The sequence below is a fragment of the Rothia sp. ZJ932 genome (assembly GCF_016924835.1).
Lineage (GTDB): Bacteria > Actinomycetota > Actinomycetes > Actinomycetales > Micrococcaceae > Rothia.
In genome coordinates, this window is sequence record NZ_CP070480.1 from 1,598,150 (window position 1) to 1,615,211 (window position 17,062).

General features: G+C 54.3%; 19 protein-coding genes. 3 read left to right on the top strand and 16 right to left on the bottom strand.

Annotated features, from left to right (window positions below; translation table 11 throughout):
- Positions 1–45 precede the first annotated feature (45 nt).
- The 4 genes from JR346_RS07315 to infC form a co-directional block, all read right to left on the bottom strand.
- A complete protein-coding gene (locus tag JR346_RS07315) occupies positions 46–246 on the bottom strand; it encodes a hypothetical protein (protein ID WP_204877256.1) in 201 nt (66 codons plus the stop codon).
- 245 nt (positions 247–491) lie between these two features.
- On the bottom strand, positions 492–875 hold the full coding sequence (gene rplT / locus JR346_RS07320; protein ID WP_204877257.1) for a 50S ribosomal protein L20: 384 nt from the start codon (positions 873–875) through the stop codon (positions 492–494).
- 122 nt (positions 876–997) lie between these two features.
- Positions 998–1,192 (bottom strand): 50S ribosomal protein L35, encoded by a 195-nt coding sequence (rpmI, locus tag JR346_RS07325; protein WP_204877258.1) that lies wholly within the window; start codon positions 1,190–1,192, stop codon positions 998–1,000.
- Positions 1,193–1,393: 201 nt separating this feature from the next.
- Positions 1,394–2,056 (bottom strand): translation initiation factor IF-3, encoded by a 663-nt coding sequence (infC, locus tag JR346_RS07330; protein ID WP_205483928.1) that lies wholly within the window; start codon positions 2,054–2,056, stop codon positions 1,394–1,396.
- A gap of 367 nt (positions 2,057–2,423) precedes the next feature.
- On the opposite strand from infC, the gene JR346_RS07335 reads away from it, so the two are divergent.
- On the top strand, positions 2,424–2,852 hold the full coding sequence (locus JR346_RS07335) for a DUF1844 domain-containing protein (RefSeq protein ID WP_205482106.1): 429 nt from the start codon (positions 2,424–2,426) through the stop codon (positions 2,850–2,852).
- Between the two features lie 110 nt (positions 2,853–2,962).
- Here the strand turns inward: JR346_RS07335 and JR346_RS07340 are convergent, their stop codons facing one another.
- The 7 genes from JR346_RS07340 to JR346_RS07370 form a co-directional block, all read right to left on the bottom strand.
- Positions 2,963–3,853 carry an SseB family protein gene (locus JR346_RS07340; protein ID WP_205482107.1) on the bottom strand — a complete coding sequence of 297 codons (891 nt, stop codon included), beginning with the start codon at positions 3,851–3,853 and terminating at the stop codon, positions 2,963–2,965.
- On the bottom strand, positions 3,853–4,587 hold the full coding sequence (gene priA, locus JR346_RS07345) for a bifunctional 1-(5-phosphoribosyl)-5-((5-phosphoribosylamino)methylideneamino)imidazole-4-carboxamide isomerase/phosphoribosylanthranilate isomerase PriA (protein WP_204877261.1): 735 nt from the start codon (positions 4,585–4,587) through the stop codon (positions 3,853–3,855). The genes JR346_RS07340 and priA overlap by 1 nt, the downstream gene beginning before the upstream one ends.
- A 71-nt stretch (positions 4,588–4,658) precedes the next feature.
- Positions 4,659–4,826 (bottom strand): hypothetical protein, encoded by a 168-nt coding sequence (locus JR346_RS07350; RefSeq protein ID WP_204877262.1) that lies wholly within the window; start codon positions 4,824–4,826, stop codon positions 4,659–4,661.
- On the bottom strand, positions 4,827–5,501 hold the full coding sequence (gene hisH, locus JR346_RS07355; RefSeq protein ID WP_204877263.1) for an imidazole glycerol phosphate synthase subunit HisH: 675 nt from the start codon (positions 5,499–5,501) through the stop codon (positions 4,827–4,829).
- A 2-nt stretch (positions 5,502–5,503) separates the two neighbouring features.
- Positions 5,504–6,127 carry an imidazoleglycerol-phosphate dehydratase HisB gene (gene hisB, locus JR346_RS07360; RefSeq protein WP_204877264.1) on the bottom strand — a complete coding sequence of 208 codons (624 nt, stop codon included), beginning with the start codon at positions 6,125–6,127 and terminating at the stop codon, positions 5,504–5,506.
- Positions 6,128–6,197: 70 nt separating this feature from the next.
- On the bottom strand, positions 6,198–7,328 hold the full coding sequence (locus JR346_RS07365; RefSeq protein ID WP_204877265.1) for a histidinol-phosphate transaminase: 1,131 nt from the start codon (positions 7,326–7,328) through the stop codon (positions 6,198–6,200).
- A gap of 29 nt (positions 7,329–7,357) precedes the next feature.
- A complete protein-coding gene (locus JR346_RS07370; protein ID WP_205482108.1) occupies positions 7,358–7,849 on the bottom strand; it encodes a LysM peptidoglycan-binding domain-containing protein in 492 nt (163 codons plus the stop codon).
- Positions 7,850–8,071: 222 nt separating this feature from the next.
- Here JR346_RS07370 and lexA point away from each other — a divergent pair, with 222 nt between their 5' ends.
- The gene (gene lexA / locus JR346_RS07375) at positions 8,072–8,782 is read left to right on the top strand and encodes a transcriptional repressor LexA (protein ID WP_205482109.1); all 711 of its coding nucleotides are present in this window, start codon (positions 8,072–8,074) and stop codon (positions 8,780–8,782) included.
- A gap of 180 nt (positions 8,783–8,962) precedes the next feature.
- On the opposite strand, the gene JR346_RS07380 is transcribed toward lexA, so the two are convergent.
- A complete protein-coding gene (locus JR346_RS07380; protein WP_205482110.1) occupies positions 8,963–11,014 on the bottom strand; it encodes an ATP-dependent DNA helicase in 2,052 nt (683 codons plus the stop codon).
- Complete coding sequence (gene hflX / locus JR346_RS07385) at positions 11,015–12,613, bottom strand: GTPase HflX (protein ID WP_370592574.1); 1,599 nt, start codon at positions 12,611–12,613, stop codon at positions 11,015–11,017.
- A gap of 146 nt (positions 12,614–12,759) precedes the next feature.
- Between hflX and JR346_RS07390 the strand changes: the two genes are divergently transcribed.
- Positions 12,760–13,368, top strand: coding sequence for a class I SAM-dependent methyltransferase (locus JR346_RS07390; RefSeq protein WP_204877269.1), 609 nt, complete (start codon positions 12,760–12,762; stop codon positions 13,366–13,368).
- A 94-nt stretch (positions 13,369–13,462) separates the two neighbouring features.
- Here JR346_RS07390 and dapF read toward each other — a convergent pair whose 3' ends face one another.
- From dapF to miaB, 3 genes are all read right to left on the bottom strand, one after another.
- Positions 13,463–14,407: a diaminopimelate epimerase gene (gene dapF / locus JR346_RS07395; RefSeq protein WP_204877270.1), complete on the bottom strand. Its 945-nt coding sequence runs from the start codon at positions 14,405–14,407 to the stop codon at positions 13,463–13,465.
- A gap of 186 nt (positions 14,408–14,593) precedes the next feature.
- Positions 14,594–15,526, bottom strand: a complete 933-nt coding sequence (gene miaA / locus JR346_RS07400) for a tRNA (adenosine(37)-N6)-dimethylallyltransferase MiaA (protein ID WP_204877271.1) — start codon at positions 15,524–15,526, stop codon at positions 14,594–14,596.
- Positions 15,526–17,034, bottom strand: coding sequence for a tRNA (N6-isopentenyl adenosine(37)-C2)-methylthiotransferase MiaB (miaB, locus tag JR346_RS07405; RefSeq protein WP_239478803.1), 1,509 nt, complete (start codon positions 17,032–17,034; stop codon positions 15,526–15,528). The genes miaA and miaB overlap by 1 nt, the downstream gene beginning before the upstream one ends.
- Between the last annotated feature and the right edge of the window lie 28 nt (positions 17,035–17,062).

A 17,062-nucleotide genomic window follows, 5' to 3' on the forward strand; every position in this document is an offset into this window, starting at 1 on the left:
CCCCGTGCTGGAGCGGAGACCGCATCTTTTTTCGCAAAAACAACTCTAACTATTTCTGTCACAATCTTCTCGGTACTGACGAATAGCAACAACAGTCAGCACGAGGGTCACCGCAAAATAGGGCACTACCAAAGTCAAAATAGACCCCAGCGGCCAACCCCATATGGTGTACAAGAAACCAAAGAGGGGTAAAAATACCCACAAAGCACTTACATAGCCCGGATTGATTTTCTTCTGCTGACGCATTATCTCTACTCCTTAAAAAGATGAGGTTTTGTCATTGAGATATACCGTCACAAGGTCGGTGTACACACGTCCATCCGTTATGTCTCTCTACAACAGTCATTACCCTATCCACCGTCCAGTGGACCACGGACGCTTAGAGCGGATCACACAACCCAGAAAACAAAAAGAACGCTGCGTCTTTCCTGTAACAGGAAAGACGCTGCGTCCCCTTTTTTTCAGCTTATTCAAGCTGTGAAATCAAATGCTTAGGCAACCTTGGGTGCTGAAGTGTCTTCAGGCAGGTTGTCCTTAGCGATCTGAACCAGAGCTGAGAAAGCCTCTGCATCGTTTACAGCCAGCTCAGCCAGCATACGACGGTCAACCTCAACCTCAGCAGCTTTCAGACCTTGGATGAAACGGTTGTAAGTCAGACCTTCAGCGCGAGCTGCAGCGTTGATACGCTGAATCCACAGGCGACGGAAGTCACCCTTCTTTTTACGACGGTGGTCGTAGCTGTACACCAGCGAGTGAATGACCTGCTCTTTTGCCTTACGGTAAAGGCGTGATCGCTGACCACGGTAACCTGATGCGCGTTCCAGAATGACGCGACGCTTCTTATGCGCGTTAACCGCGCGCTTCACACGTGCCACGTGTGTTCTCCTTCGTCTTATGTCCCCTACCGGCTAGAGAAAAATGCCAGTAGCAGGAGCGAGTTTGAAAAATGTTAGGTGCGAAAAAACTTTACTTTCGCAACAACGAGATGCAAAAGGGTTTACTTACCCAGCATCTTCTTGATGACTTTAGCCTGACCACCGGTTACAATCTGGTCTGATGCCAGACGACGGGTCACGCGTGATGACTTGTGCTCCAGGTAGTGGCGACGGTTTGCCTGCTGGCGCTTTACCTTGCCAGTACCGGTGAGCTTGAAGCGCTTTTTAGCACCAGAGTGGGTCTTCTGCTTCGGCATATCTGCCGTTCTCCTTACGTATAGCCTGCATCTTCATTTCAAAGCGCAGGAAACTTGGTTTGTGACGCTTTCACCCGCAAGGGGCAAAAGTGCCACCTCGAAAGGTTGGCTTATCGATCGCTTCTTCATTAGAAGTATCTAGCAGCCAAGCACTCAACCGGGCATGGGTAAACGCCCGATTATTGAAGTGCGTACCGACTGTCAGTTCTGTTTCTCTGCTGACGCCTGAGCCTTCAACTCTTCGGGCATTGCATCTGCCAGAGAGTTAGACACGGGAGTAGCAGTGGTGGTGTCAATGCGTTCGCGACCCTTGCGCCCGCCTGATGCCTTGGCTACATTCTGGCGTGATTCTGCCTTGCCGCGAAGCGGGGCAAGAACCATCACCATGTTGCGACCATCGACGCGGGGGTTAGACTCAACGGTGCTAACCCCTGCCAGGTCGGTAGCCATACGCCTAAGCAGGCGCACACCCATCTCGGGGCGTTGCTGTTCACGACCACGGAACTGAATCATAGCCTTGACTTTGTCACCACCGGTGAGAAAACGACGTGCGTGACCCACCTTGGTTTCATAGTCATGGGTGTCAATCTTAAGACGGAAACGGATTTCCTTCAAAGCAGAATTGACCTGCTTCTTGCGGGATTCACGCGCCTTGACAGCAGCCTCGTACTTGAACTTGCCGAAGTCCATCAGCTTGCACACCGGAGGCTTAGCGTTCGGCGCGACTTCAACCAAGTCAAGATCAGATTCGCGCGCCAGACGCAGAGCATCTTCAACGCGAACGATGCCTACCTGCTCGCCGCCCGGACCGACAAGACGGACCTCGGGAACGCGGATTCTTTCATTGATACGTGGATCGCTAATGGCACAGCTCCTGTACTAGGGTGGGGCGCGAACCCCTTTTAACATTTCATTCTTGAACTGCCACACGAAAAAAGCCTTCCCTGCGACAGCGCAAGCGAAGGCTCAAAACTTAAGCAAAACCCGGTCTTACAGTTAGGTACGAGGCTCTACTGTAAGCGGCATGTTTTACCACTGTACCCGTCAACCGTGAGGTTGAAGCAGGTGGAAAGCTCTAGTCTTTCGCTTGCAAACTTCTCAATATTTTACACAGGTTAAAGGGATTTCACAAGGTCTGCTACCCCACACCATGATTTAAGTTACGCACCCCACTTTTATACGGTGTGACCTTAATTTTTGAGCCACCCGCGCTCTGTGAGATTCTTAGAGCATGACTAACGAAAATCAGAATGCTTTCCGCTTCGAGGATTCAGCCCCCGAAACTAAGCAAACCTCAAGCTACGAACCCACTGCCGAAGAAATCGACGCTGTGAACGCGCAGATGCGCGATATCGCCGAAGTTCCCGCAGTCGAAATCATTACCACCGCAGCTGTTCACCTCATGAGCGCCGCAGCCGTCAAGTGCGGTTTGGCTGCTGATGAAAACGCAGAAGAACTCAAAGACCTGGACGAAGCCCGCAAGCTCATTACCGCTCTTGCAGGGTTCCTCACCGCAGCGTCCCCTGAGATTGGCTCCCAGCACGCAGCTCCCCTGCGCGATGGTCTGCGCACTCTACAGCTGGCTTTCAAAGAAGCATCCACTATTCCCGATGCTCCCGGAGCCGGCCCCGGCGAAAAGTTCACCGGACCCGTTTTCTAAACATGCTTAGATAGGCACCAACCTACGCAAACAGTAATGACACCGCACTTACTCATACTGCCGGGGCTACTTGATATATCAAGTAGCCCCGGCAGTTTTACTGTATGCGCTCAATGCTCCTGCGCAGAGATAAGAGCCATCTGCACAGAATCGACCTTGTCAGAAATAACCTGAGAGGTCGCCAACTTTTGCTGGTAGGCTCCAACCACAGTGTTCAAGCCTTCACGGTCTAAGCCGGGAGCAAGCACCAGCGTAATCTTCAGCTCAGGGCCAGAGCCGCCACCGTCAAGAACTTTCCCCGAGCGGTGAGCCGTGTTGGATCCCTCGCCCCTCGATACACGCACCTGCACAATGCTGCCGATACCCTGCGCCAAGGCGGTCAGCTCACGGCTAATCTCCGGGTCACAATAGGAAGGAACCCATGACTCGTCCTTAGCCAGCGCCCACAGAGCCGGGCGTCTCACCACGAACGTCACATCATCACCAGGGTTAATCACCAATAATTGATTGCCATCGTCCACAGCACTCAACGCGGTCTTTCGAATATCCGCAGCAACAGGACGCGCCTGCTCATGCCAGCTCGTCAGCCCCTCAGTGCTGGTGAACAGGGGTAACGCCTTACGACCGTCCGGAGCCTGAATGCTCACCAGTGCCATATCTGACTCTTTATCAGAGACCAGCCCCTCATCAGTCACATGCGCCTGAGTCAGCTGAGCCACCACAGCAGCAAACACACGAGTATCACGAAGGGCAGCAACCACCTCAGCCTCACCCGCGCGTCCATCAGCAAAAGCCTCAAGAACTAACTGCAAACGAGCATCCGCAGCACCTGAATCATCGGGAAACTGATGAGTATGCGATGTACCCTCACCCAGATTACGCCCAGCCCACGGCTGACCACCGGTATCGGTTTCACGACCAGCACTAGCAAGCTGAGCAGCAATATGAGCAGGTAGCTGGCGCGGGGATGAAGAACGCTGAGTTGCAAACTCTTCAGCCATTACTCGGGGTGCCCCGCAACATCAAGGGCTTCTTCCAAAGTGAACTTACCGGCGTACAACGCCTTACCCATAATGGCACCTTCTACCCCGTATTCTACGAGCTCACGCAAAGCGCGAATATCCTCAAGGTTAGAGATACCGCCGGAGGCAACAACCGGCTTATCCGTACGTTCAGCAACCTGCTTCAGAAGCTCAAGGTTGGGCCCCTGCAAGGTACCGTCCTTGGTCACGTCCGTCACCACATAGCGAGCACAGCCATCAGCTTCAAGGCGATCAAGCACGTCCCACAAATCGCCGCCCTCCTTCGTCCAACCACGGGCAGCAAGGGTGGTTCCACGAACATCCAGGCCCACAGCAATCACATCACCATGTTCAGCAATGACGCGACGGGTCCACTCAGGATTCTCAAGGGCTGCAGTACCCAAGTTAATACGGGCAGGCTTGAGGCTCAGCGCACGTTCCAAAGACTCATCATCACGAATACCACCTGACATCTCAATCTTAATATCAAGGGCAGCTGCAACTCGCTGGAGAACATCGAGATTATCTCCCCTACCAAATGCCGCATCAAGATCAACGAGGTGAAGCCACTCAGCACCAGCATTCTGCCATGCCAGAGCCGCTTCAACAGGATCGCCATAACCTGTTTCTGAGCCAGCTTCACCCTGAACCAGGCGCACAGCCTGACCATCAGCTACATCCACTGCCGGCAGCAGTTCGAGTCTTTTATTCATGTTTAACTCCTTAGCGAGAAAACTATTCATAGATACCCACCCCACTCGCGGGAGCACTGGGTACCCATCTACTAATAATTAAAAAGAACGTACCCGCCGTAGACGAGAACAACCAAACCTAAGAGGGCAACAACAGCAGTAGCTACGATAGGTAGCTTCTGCTGATAAAAAGAAAAAGCTCCGCCCAAAAGGAAAAAACCAAAAACCATCAAAACCAGTGCTGAAACTGTGGGACTCACCTAGATGCCCTCCTTCAATCTGCCGGTACGCGGAAGGGAGCCAACCCAATTACGCAAAAGGGCGATACCTGCATCCCCCGATTTTTCGGGGTGAAACTGGGTTGCGCTCAGCGGCCCGTTCTCAACAGCAGCGATGAAAGGAGCACCGTGGTGTGACCAGGTCACTTGAGGGGGCACCATCGACTCATTGTTCTGGTCAAACTCCCACCGTTGCACACCGTACGAATGCACAAAATAGAAACGCTCACTCTCAATGCCCCTGAACAGGGTTGAGCCTTCAGGCACCTCAACGGTGTTCCACCCCATGTGAGGTACAACCTCAGCCTTGAGTTTCTCGACAGTGCCGGGCCACTCACCCATACCCTCAGACTCAATACCGTGCTCAACACCGCGCTCAAAAAGCACCTGCAAACCCACGCATATACCAAGCACCGGACGTCCGCCCGCCACCCTGCGACCAATCATACGCAGGGCATCAGCCTGTTTGAGACCTGTCATAACAGCGTCGAAAGCACCAACACCGGGCACCACTAGACCATCAGCACCCAAAACATCAGCCTCAGCGCGTGAAAGACGAACAATAGCCCCGGCTTCTTCTAAGGCGCGAACGGCGGAGCGAATATTACCGGCACCGTAATCAAGCACGGTTACCGTTGGCTTATCATCAACAGTCATCGTTAGAGAGCGCCCTTCGTAGAAGGAATGTCCTTATGACGCGGGTCAGGCTCAACAGCCTGGCGCAGTGCTCGCGCTAGCGCTTTAAACTCAGCCTCGGCAATATGGTGGGGGTCGCGTCCACCCAAAACATTGATGTGCAGGCAAATGCCGGCGTGGTAAGCGAAAGCCTCGAAGAGGTGGCGCACCATAGAACCGGTAAAGTGACCGCCAATCAGATGAAATTCAAAACCATCTGGCTCGCCGCTATGCACGAGATAAGGTCTACCCGAAATGTCCACGACCGCCGAGGCGATAGCTTCATCAAGGGGAACTATTGCCTGACCAAAACGGCGGATTCCCGCCTTATCTCCCAACGCTTGTTTGAGCACCTCGCCCAGCACAATAGCGGTATCCTCCACCGTATGATGCACATCGATATGAGTATCACCGGTTGCTTTGATATTCATATCAATCAATGAGTGCTTCGAGAGGGCGGTGAGCATGTGATCGTAGAAAGGCACCGAAGTATCGATGGTAGAAACGCCGGTACCATCGAGGTTAATCTCAACACTAATAGAAGACTCGCTGGTAGTGCGCTGCATCGATGCGGTGCGTGGGCCAATGCCTGTGGAGGTCTGAGCCATGATTAGTCCTTCTTTCGATTTTAAGCGGTTCTATAACACGCTCAAGAATCCATCAATAGTGGTCGGCGGGTTAGTGATCTGATGCGCGCGTGTAAGCACCCGTTTCAACCAGGTAATCTTCAAGCGCCTGCAAAAATTGAGTAGTTTCTTCTTGCGTTCCAGCGGTGACCCGCAGGTGACCGGGAATACCGTTATCTCGCACCAGGATCCCTCTGTCTAGCAGATACTGCCAGGCGGCTTTTTCATCCTGTAAGCCCGAGAAAAAGACGAAGTTAGAATCAGATGCTGCAGGTGACAGTCCCAACTCAGTGAGTCTTTGGACGATGCGATCGCGGGCGACCTTAATATCTTCAACGTTGGCAAGTAGTTGAGTGCGATGACGCAAAGCGGCAATAGCAGTTGCCTGAGTGACGCTTGAGAGATGGTAGGGTAGCCGTACCAAACGGACGGCGTCCGCGATGGCAGGATCAGCGGCAAAATAGCCCAAACGCACCCCCGCAAAGGCAAATGCCTTGCTCATGGTTCGGGTAACAACAAGGTTAGGGCGGGATGGCAGCAGAGTAAGGGCAGTCTGCTCGGGGTCTTGGGCGAACTCAGCGTAGGCTTCATCGACAATCAATATGCCGTTATACTCGCTCAGTGACTCATACACCTTTTTGATAACCTCAAGCCCCAGACCGGTGCCGGTGGGGTTGTTAGGGGAACACAGCACAACGATGGTTGGCTGATGCTCTCGCACCTGCTCAACGGCAGAAATCGCAGAAAGTGAAAAATCCTCGGCACGAGATCCGGCGATGAAGCTAGTATTGGTGCCATCAGCAAGCAAGGGATACATGGAGTAAGTGGGCACGAAGCTCATGACGCTTCTGCCCGGTCCGCCAAATACCTGAAACAACTGCTGCAAAATTTCATTAGAGCCATTGGCAGCCCAAACTTGTTCGGGGCTGATGCCGTGACCTAAGAATGAGGCAAGCTCCTCGCGCAGGGTCACGAACTCACGGTCAGGGTAACGGTTAAGCGCAGAGGCTACTTGAGTAACCTCTCGACCAATAGCATCAATGACCTCTTGCGGCATGGGATGCGTATTTTCATTGACGTTGAGGGTAACCGGAACGTCAATCATGGGGGCGCCGTAGGGTGAACGACCCCGCAGGTCTTCACGAATCGGCAACTTATTCATAGCGTCTAATGCATCACTCACGCTGATAGTCTACCGGTGTATCAAAGCAATTAATGATTTGTGACAGGGATTTCCAAATCTTGGCCAGCTGAGAGAGCGGTGTCTGTCAGCCCGTTGATTTTCATAATCTCTGACATCACATCGCGAGTATCGCGCTCGGGCTCCACCTGCTGAGCAATTTCCCATAGAGACTGCCCGTGCTTCACAGTGAGGGTGTATGAAACCTCAGATACCCGAAGACTCTCCCCCGCCTGGGCATCACGAGGGACAATGAATGCTAAAGCACCCAAAGCCACCAGTGCCGCCAGAGTCATCAGCGCAAGACGGCGCATACCAAAACGCGGACGGGGTCGTTCCACGTGGGGCATTATAGGCTGCTCAGCTCGTGGAGTCCTCTGAGCAGGCAGGGCACGCGCGGGCTTGATGACCTTAAGCTGAACCGGGCTCTGCGGCGCGGACGCGCGGGGGCGTTCGAAAACTGCATGGGCACGAGAAAATGCGGTACCTGGGCGCACCGGACGCTGAATCACTACGCTGCTCATGATCTACTCCTCAACACTTAATATTCGAACTTTTGTTCGAAGTTCGCATATATGTTCTATCAGAAAATTCGAATATAGTCGAGGAAAATTAGAACAAATGTTTGGTTTTCGAATAAAAGTAGCATAGGCTAAGACCAAGGTACATAGCACCTGATTCCTGTCAGAACAGGGTAAAGACAGCAACCTCTATGCCAGATAAGACCAACAGAAACGAGGTAGACCGTGAGCAACACTGCAGATTTTCCGCACGGCCAGCCCGCCGACCGCAGACGCCCGCTGACCACCCGTCAACACCGAATCTTGACGGCAATCACCACCTCGATTAATGAGCAGGGCTACCCGCCGTCCATGCGTGAAATTGGCGATATCGTTGGTCTAGCTTCTCTTTCATCTGTTACTCATCAGCTGGCACGACTTGAAAAGATGGGCTACATCAGGCGTGACCCCAAGCGTCCGCGCGCTATCGAGGTCTTAGACTATGAGCCAGGTACAACTACCGAACAGACCGCAGAAGTTATTACTCTGCCCCAGCTCCCCACTTTTGAATCAGCTGATGAATCCCTCGCGCGAGTGCCACTGATGGGTCGCATTGCAGCGGGTGCCCCTATCACCGCTGAACAAAATGTTGAAGATGTGCTTTCCCTCCCCCGCCAGTTGGTCGGCAATGGCGAGCTCTTCATGCTTAAAGTACGAGGCGACTCAATGATTGACGCCGCTATTATGGATGGTGACTGGGTGGTAGTGCGTTCACAGAGCACCGCCAATAACGGTGATATCGTAGCCGCGCTCCTCGATGATGAGGCAACCGTGAAAACCTTCCGCCAGCGCGACGGTCATACCTGGCTTCTTCCCCAAAACACCCAGTACGAGCCTATTCTCGGCGACCAAGCAACTATTATGGGCAAAGTCGTTTCGGTACTGCGTAGCCTGTAAAAACATTTCACGCAACAAACCCCGCTCTGGCTCATCTGCAACATCAGATAAGCCTGAGCGGGGTTTTGTTGTGTGAACCTATCGGCGTTGTAAGGAGCACCCGTACCTGCGGGTAGGTTCAAGCGGTAACGCCTCTTATTTATGAGGGAACACCAGAGTTACTCTGGCGTAGGGTACCGCCTAAGAGGGTTCAATGGTCGCCGCTAACCGCTGCAAAGCACCCACCGTTTGGTCCTTGTTTTGGGTCGTCCAAAAAGGTGGTAGCGCTTTGACTAAGTAGGAACCATAACGTTGAGTAGCAATACGCGAGTCGAGCACCGCCACAACCCCACGGTCATTCACCGAGCGCACTAAACGTCCAGCTCCCTGCGCCATACGAATCGCTGCGTGATAGGCAGAGACTGCCATGAACCCATTACCGCCAGCCTGCGCCACAGACCGTGAACGCGCCGCTGATAGGGGGTCATCGGGGCGTGGAAACGGAATACGATCCATCATGACCAAACGGCACGCATCACCCGGAACATCAACGCCCTGCCACAAACTCATGGTGCCGAACAGACACGAGTCTGTGTCCTCAGCGAACTCTTTAACAAGGGCACGCAAAGAAGATTCACCCTGTACCAGAATATTGAGGTCAGTTCTCTTTCGAACGTATTCGGCAGCTAACTCAGCTCCTCGCTTCGAGGAGAAAAGCCCGAGCGCGCCACCGCGCGAAGCTTGAATCAGTTCAAGGACGCGTTCAAGCTGCTCCTCCGATACACCGCGCCCAGGTTTAGGCAGGTCAGAAGCCAGGTAAAGAACACCCTGCTTGGGGTAGTCAAAAGGAGAGCCAACGTCCACGGCCTCCCAACGAGGCGCACCAGCGCCCTGCAGTCCCAGAGCACCGGCAACAGAATCAAAAGACTCACCAACCGTCAGCGTTGCCGAAGTAAGTACCACCGTGCGGTCTTCGAACAGACCTTCTCTCAGGCGTCCGGCGACAGACAACGGCGCTACGTGAAGTGTTGCAGGGTCAGTATCTGAAGCAGCGACGTAACCGCGCCCAGGTTCCCAGGACCCCACACGAGATACCCAAATAACTTCGTATTTCTCGTCAGCGTTGAGCATCCGCTCAGAGAGCTCCATGACTTCGGTGAGACGCGCTCTGGCAAGCTGACGACCAGCATCAGAATCTTTTGCATCGCTCTTAGTCTCTGACAAAGCGGTGCGCGCAGCATCCATCACCTGGCTCATTGCATGAGCGATACGTTCGGGTAACCCTCGGGGCAGTAGTTCTGCGGGCACGCCCAATAACGCTGTTTCGAGGTTACGAGCTGCCGTTTCAAGGGGCGCAGATTCTGCTTTGGTGTTCTTCTTAAGGCTGCGGGCGGCAGCTTGCACCATAACCGGCGAGAGAAGACCAGTCACTGCCCCGGTCACGCGGTCGGCAAGCTCGTGTGCCTCATCGATGATGACGGTGTCATGCTCGGGTAAAACCCCAATACCCTCAAAGGAATTAATCGCTAAGAGGGCATGGTTGGTAATGACAATATCAGACTCATTAGCGCGCGTCTTCGCCATCTCAGCAAAACACGATTCAAACAAGGGGCATTTGCGCCCCAAGCATTCAGCTGAACTAACTGAAACCTGACGCCAAGCTTTATCGCTCACACCGGGAATCAGCTCATCACGGTCACCGGTATCAGTGGTTTCAGCCCAGGCGCGCAAGCGCATGACTTCTTCGCCCAGTCTGCCGGTGGTTCCGCCAGGATCGACGCTAAAGAGTGCGTCCTGCTCGTCCTCTGGGTAACCGCCCTCAAGTTTATTGACACAGACATAGTTATTGCGCCCTTTGAGAATGGCAACCTGAGTTTCAGCCTCGGGAGTGTCACCAAAGGACTCCAACAAGCGAGGAATATCTCGGTTAACAATCTGCGATTGTAGAGCCAAGGTCGCCGTGGCAACAATAATGGGCTTATCACTCTGCTGGGCAAAGTGAACAGCGGGCACCAGGTACGCTAAAGACTTACCCGTGCCGGTACCAGCCTGAACCAACAAATGCCGGTCAAGTTCTAGAGACTGGGCAACATGAGCCGCCATGAGGCGCTGCCCGTCACGACGCTGACCGCCTGATGCCTCTACTACCGTATCGAGAAGATCCAGAACGTCAGCGGCACCGGGCAGAGTTTCAATTTCATTACCCGTGAGTGGGGTACGCACGGGGCTATCGGCATCTCTCAGACCTGACATTTAGCGCACCGTTTCGGTTGCGCCGGTGACCTCTGCCTCTTCAATTTCGGGTTGCAGAACTTCCAGCAGGTCATCATCAAGCACGTATTCAGCCAAGTCGGACGCGACTTCTTCGCGGACGAGTGCCTGAACGTAAGTGCCATCTGAGACAAAGGCGGTACGCAGAATTTCAGCGTCCCACTCATGCAAACGTGAGACGATTTCTCCGTGGTTGTAGGGCACCAGCAGATGCACCTCAATTGAGGGGCGGGGAATCATATCGGCAATCAGCTGCTTGAGCTCTTCAATACCTTCACCGGTGCGTGCCGAAACCACCACGGTGTTTTCTTCACGCTGACGCAAACGCTCAATCACAAAGGGGTCAGCGGCATCCGCCTTATTGAGTACAACAATCTCGGGGATATTTTGTGCCTCAACCTCGGTGAAAACCTCACGCACCGCGTGAATCTGCCCCTCGGGGTCAGGGTGCGAAACGTCTACCACATGCACAATCAAATCAGCGTCAGCTACCTCTTCAAGGGTGGAGCGGAAAGCCTCCACCAGCTGGGTAGGCAAGGAACGTACAAAGCCCACAGTATCGGAGAGAGTGTAACCTACTCCGTCAGGGGTCTGAGCCTTACGGACGGTGGGGTCTAGGGTTGCGAACAGAGCGTTTTCAACCAACACACCGGCATCGGTCAGGCGGTTGAGCAACGAAGACTTACCCGCGTTCGTGTACCCTGCGATAGCAACAGAGGGCACACGGTTACGTTTGCGGTTAAGACGCTTAGTCTCGCGTGCAGGAGCCATCTGAGCAATTTCGCGGCGCAATTTCGCCATGCGCGAGCGCAGACGGCGGCGGTCAAGTTCAATTTTGGTTTCACCGGGACCACGCGAGCCAATACCTTCACCACTGGCGGCGCGTCCACCTGCCTGACGAGAGAGGGATTCACCCCAACCGCGCAGACGAGGAAGCATGTATTCCAGCTGGGCGAGCTCCACCTGAGCTTTACCTTCGCGTGATTTCGCGTGCTGGGCGAAGATATCAAGAATCAGGGCGGTGCGGTCAATGACTTTTACCTTCACCACGTCTTCAAGGGCGCGGCGCTGGGAGGGGGCGAGTTCGGCATCAACAATCACGGTATCGGCACCGTGCATCTCCACAATTTCTTGGAGCTCTAGGGCTTTGCCTGAGCCCAAGAAGGTACCGGGATCTGGTTTGAGGCGACGCTGCACCAAACCGTCCAGCACTTCAGAACCCGCGGTTTCAGCAAGCGCTGCCAGCTCACGCAGGGAGTTTTCAGCGTCCTGGACGGTGCCTTCGGTCCACAACCCGGCAAGTACAACGCGCTCAAGGCGCAACTGGCGGTATTCAACTTCGGTCACGTCTTCGAGCTCGGTGGAGAGACCGGCTACACGGCGCAACGCACGGCGCTCTGCGAGGTCCTGCTGGTCACCATCGTAGGACGAGTGTTCACGGGTAAGGTTAGAGAGCTCACGAGCTCGAGTATCAAGCACCCGAGTGTTCTCCGGTGATTCTGCTCTGCCCAACACTCGATCGACAGTTGCTCGCAACTGCTCGTCACTGGGCAGTTTTTCGGTGTTGGAGGTATCGCTCACGCGCACATGTTCCTTTCGAGGCAAGAATAGTTGTTCCAGTCTATCGAACACACCTACGAATAACCATAGTCTGTGCCTTGTTTCATCTCAGGGCTAAGTTGGTCCTCTTTTCCCTTTATCTCAGCCAACCACGTAGAATCGTGGTTATGGTCAACCAGCACTATTTTTCATCAAATCCCGATACCGACTTCGTTCCCAAACACCTTAAAGTGCGTCTAGCGGGTGCCGAGCACACCGTGGTCACGGCACCGGGTATTTTCTCCCCCGGCGGTATCGACAAAGGAACAGCCGTGCTGTTAGCAGAAGTACCCCCAGCAACCGGTAAGAACCTGCTGGATATCGGTTGCGGTTGGGGGCCTATCGCGCTCACGATGGCGTTAGAATCTACCGAATCTCAGGTCTACGCCGTTGATGTAAATACACGCTCCCTGCAACTCACCGCAACTAACGCCGAGCGGCTGGGGGCAACCAACCTACACGCATCCGCCCCCGAAGATGTTGATGCTACCCTAGAATTTGACCTTATCTGGTCAAACCCGCCCATTCGCGTCGGCAAAGATGTGCTGCACGATATTATGCGCACCTGGTTGCCCCGCTTGACAGTCGGCGGCGAGGCCTACCTAGTGGTTCAGAAGAACCTCGGTGCAGATACTTTGCAAAAGTGGCTGTTTAATGAACTCGGCAATCAGTTTATTGTGGAGCGCCATACCACGTCTAAAGGCTTCAGAATTTTGCGTGTTGAACGTACAGCCTAAGTCATAGTGCTTACACCAACTGTGCAAAAGATCCCGATGCGCCGTTACGATGCACCGGGATCTTTACAAACAGCGATCTAGCCGTTATGGGTATCTAGCCCAGGGTAACCTTGCCGGTCATTTCTGCCGGCCCTGCCAGCACTACATGCTCTAGATTATCGGGACCCAGCACGAAGGTCACTGCCAGGGTACCACCGGGCACATGAACCAGCCACTCGTCCGGAGCTTCATCTCCACCCCAGAAGCGGACGGCAGCGGCAGCGGCACACGCACCGGTACCGCATGAGAGAGTCTCCCCCACGCCGCGTTCGTACACTCGCATGCGAATCGCACCCACATTAGCTTCACCGGTTTCAGCCTCTGTTTCTTCAATTTCTTCGGGCACCACAAACTCAACGTTAGTGCCCTCCGGTGGAACAGGGGTCACCTTCGGCGCGGTCTCCAACCCCAAGCCTTCTAGTTTGCCCTCAGTACCCAGAGCAACCACAGTGTGGGGGTTGCCCATCGAAATAGAGACAGCAGGACGCGGGGTCTTAAGCCCTCGGGCGGTCACCATCGCGTCGTGCCCATTATCGCGGGCAGAATCACCGTCAATAAAGCTCCAAGGGCCCATATCTACGGCATACCCGTTATCAATCCGCGCCACCGTCTTGATGCCGGCGCGAGTGCCAATGCGAACATGCTCGCCTTCTTCAAGAATGAGTAATTTCTGGGTGATCAGGTACTCGATGAAAGCGCGCACCCCGTTGCCGCACATCTCCGAGATAGAACCGTCGGCATTGCGGTAGTCCATGAACCACTCGGCATCTTCAGCTTCATCGAGCAGATACTTGCCCTCAGCGAGCTCTGAGGTTTTGATAGCACGAATGAAACCGTCAGCGCCAATACCAAAGTGGCGGTCGCATACACGTGCCACCAATTCAGGATCCAACGACAGCGCACCATGCTCATCGGTTACAAACACAAAATCATTACCGGTACCCTGCCCCTTGGTCAGGGGAATACCGGAAAGTTCACCCCAGCGTTCTTGTTCAGTCATGATGATCCTTTTATCTCGTGCGACCAGCAAATGTTCTTCTACCTATTGAACCATGAAGCCCCGGTTCACAGCCGAGAGAGCGCCAGCTGCCGTAACAACCCACGCTTATTTTTATGGTATTTCAGCCCTTATAGAGTTCTTCCGCGATACCACGGCGCTACTTGTCCAAGGTTCAGAAGATTCTTTCTACTGTTCGCTTTTATGCACACGCGCCAGCGCCTGAGCACGGAGGTCAGCATCAGCCCAGTCTAACCAGTTCACCCGGTCATCAGCGTTGAACCAGGTAATCTGGCGGCGGGCAAACTGGCGTGTAGCGGTCACGGTGTCTTCGATAGCTTGCTCGCGGGTATAACCGGTTGCTTCAGGAACACCGCGTTGGGCGTCCAGCAGACGCAAGTACTCCCGGTAGCCGATGGCACGCGAGGCTGTTTTGCCTTCACGCAACCCGCGTTTTTCGAGGGAGCTCACCTCATCGAGCAGACCGAGCGCGTCCATGAGCTCAACGCGACGGTGCAAACGCTCGTGCAGCTGCGCTCTGTCGCCGTTAAGCCCAATCTGCACGGTCTCGGTGACGTACTCACGACGAGGCATAAACGAGGTAAAGGTTCGCCCCGTCACCTCATACACCTCAAGGGCACGCACTAAACGGCGATCATCCTTAACTCGCGAAGCTGACTCCGGATCAACCTCAGCCAACCGGGCAAGCAAAACGCCGCGTCCGCTCGTCGCAAGTTCCTCTTCAAGGCGGACGCGCACCGCCGGGTCAGTCTCGGGGAACTCCAGCACATCAAGAACAGCACGAACATACAAACCTGAACCACCCACCAGAATCGGGTAATGCCCGCGAGCGCGCACCTCCTCGCAGAGGGCACGCGCCTGAGCTTGGAAGGTGGCAACGGAGGCTTCATCGCGTACATCCATAATGTCAAGTAGGTGATGGGGTACGCCCTTCATCTGCTTACTGGTGACTTTGGCTGTACCGATATCCATGCCTCTGTAAAACTGCATCGAATCGGCGTTGATACATTCGCCGCCAAGCTCCAGTGCCAGTTCAATGGCAAGATCTGATTTGCCGGACCCCGTAGGCCCCACCACAGAGATGACCGGTAGCGTGTTCATTACTTACGTAAGGTGGGGAAGCCCAGTGATACTGGCGCGCCGGGTACCTGAGTGATACCGGTACCGCAAGAATCTGCCTGGGCGCGGTCCCACGCATCGCCCGCGCGGGAACGACGCACAGCATACTGCTCAGCGGTGGGGTCAGAAATCAGGTGGAAGGAACCGGCTTCGGTGATGGGTAGAGTCACCAAATCTCCGGGGCGCGGAGTCTCGCAACCTGCCGGAATGGAGAAGTGAACCAGACGCATATCCTGAGTACGACCCGAAAGACGGTGGGTCTGCTCTGCCTTACGACCAGATTCTGCTACCACCATCAGCTCAACCGTTTTACCCATCTGCTTACGGTTTTCTTCAGCTGCAATGCGATCCTGCAAAACGGTCAGACGCTCGAAGCGTTCCTGCACAACTTCTTTGGGAACCTGGTTCTCAAACTCAGCGGCAGGAGTGCCGGGGCGAATGGAGTATTGGAAGGTGAAAGCGGTTGAAAAGCGGGCTTCTTCAACCACGCGCATGGTTTCTTGGAAATCCTCTTCGGTCTCACCGGGGAAGCCCACAATAATATCGGTGGTGATAGCCGCGTCCGGCATTTTCTCGCGCACCTTTTCGAGGATACCCAAGAATTTCTTGGAACGGTAGGAACGGCGCATATCTTTAAGCACCTTGTCAGAACCCGATTGCAGGGGCATGTGCAGCACCGGCATCACGTTGGGAGTCTCAGCCATCGCATCAATCACGTCGTCGGTAAACATTGCCGGGTGAGGGGAGGTGAAGCGGACGCGCTCCAACCCCTCAATCTCACCGCAGGCACGCAACAGCTTAGAAAAGGCCTGACGGTCGCCGAATTCAACGCCGTACGAGTTCACGTTCTGACCCAGCAGGGTCACCTCAATAGCACCGTCGTCGACTAGAGCCTGAACTTCAGCCAGAATATCTCCGGGACGGCGGTCTTTCTCTTTACCGCGTAGTGAGGGCACGATGCAGAAGGTACAGGTGTTGTTACAGCCCACCGAAATTGAAACCCAGCCCGAGTAGACGTGATCACGCTTGGTCGGCAGCGTGGAGGGGAAAACCTCCAGTGATTCCAGCAACTCAGCCTGTGCCTCATTGTTGTGGCGAGCGCGTTCTAAGAGGGCAGGCAAAGAACCAATATTGTGAGTGCCAAAGACAACATCAACCCAGGGAGCACGCTTGATGATGGCGTCCTGATCTTTCTGCGCCAGGCATCCGCCTACAGCAATCTGCATGCCTTCGTTCTCACGCTTGGTGGGAGCCAACATCCCCAGATTGCCGTACAGCTTGTTCGAGGCATTTTCACGCACAGCGCAGGTATTGAACACTACAAGGTCAGGAGTCTGCCCTTCTTCTACCGGAAGGTAACCGTTAGATTCCAACAAACCGCTCATGCGCTCGGAATCGTGCACGTTCATCTGGCAACCGAACGTGCGTACCTCGTAGGTGCGGGCGCTGTTGGCAGTTACTGCGGGGGTCTGAGTTTCATCTAAGTTCAAAGTCACCTTACAAGACTACTCGATAAGG

What these genes read in the sequence shown, in the direction of transcription:
- JR346_RS07315 (WP_204877256.1), bottom strand. Translation starts at nt 246, where the DNA reads ATGCGTCAGCAGAAGAAAATCAATCCGGGCTATGTAAGTGCTTTGTGG.
- rpmI (WP_204877258.1), bottom strand. Translation starts at nt 1,192, where the DNA reads ATGCCGAAGCAGAAGACCCACTCTGGTGCTAAAAAGCGCTTCAAGCTC.
- JR346_RS07335 (WP_205482106.1), top strand. Translation starts at nt 2,424, where the DNA reads ATGACTAACGAAAATCAGAATGCTTTCCGCTTCGAGGATTCAGCCCCC.
- JR346_RS07340 (WP_205482107.1), bottom strand. Translation starts at nt 3,853, where the DNA reads ATGGCTGAAGAGTTTGCAACTCAGCGTTCTTCATCCCCGCGCCAGCTA.
- priA (WP_204877261.1), bottom strand. Translation starts at nt 4,587, where the DNA reads ATGAATAAAAGACTCGAACTGCTGCCGGCAGTGGATGTAGCTGATGGT.
- hisH (WP_204877263.1), bottom strand. Translation starts at nt 5,501, where the DNA reads ATGACTGTTGATGATAAGCCAACGGTAACCGTGCTTGATTACGGTGCC.
- hisB (WP_204877264.1), bottom strand. Translation starts at nt 6,127, where the DNA reads ATGGCTCAGACCTCCACAGGCATTGGCCCACGCACCGCATCGATGCAG.
- JR346_RS07370 (WP_205482108.1), bottom strand. Translation starts at nt 7,849, where the DNA reads ATGAGCAGCGTAGTGATTCAGCGTCCGGTGCGCCCAGGTACCGCATTT.
- JR346_RS07380 (WP_205482110.1), bottom strand. Translation starts at nt 11,014, where the DNA reads ATGTCAGGTCTGAGAGATGCCGATAGCCCCGTGCGTACCCCACTCACG.
- JR346_RS07390 (WP_204877269.1), top strand. Translation starts at nt 12,760, where the DNA reads ATGGTCAACCAGCACTATTTTTCATCAAATCCCGATACCGACTTCGTT.
- dapF (WP_204877270.1), bottom strand. Translation starts at nt 14,407, where the DNA reads ATGACTGAACAAGAACGCTGGGGTGAACTTTCCGGTATTCCCCTGACC.
- miaA (WP_204877271.1), bottom strand. Translation starts at nt 15,526, where the DNA reads ATGAACACGCTACCGGTCATCTCTGTGGTGGGGCCTACGGGGTCCGGC.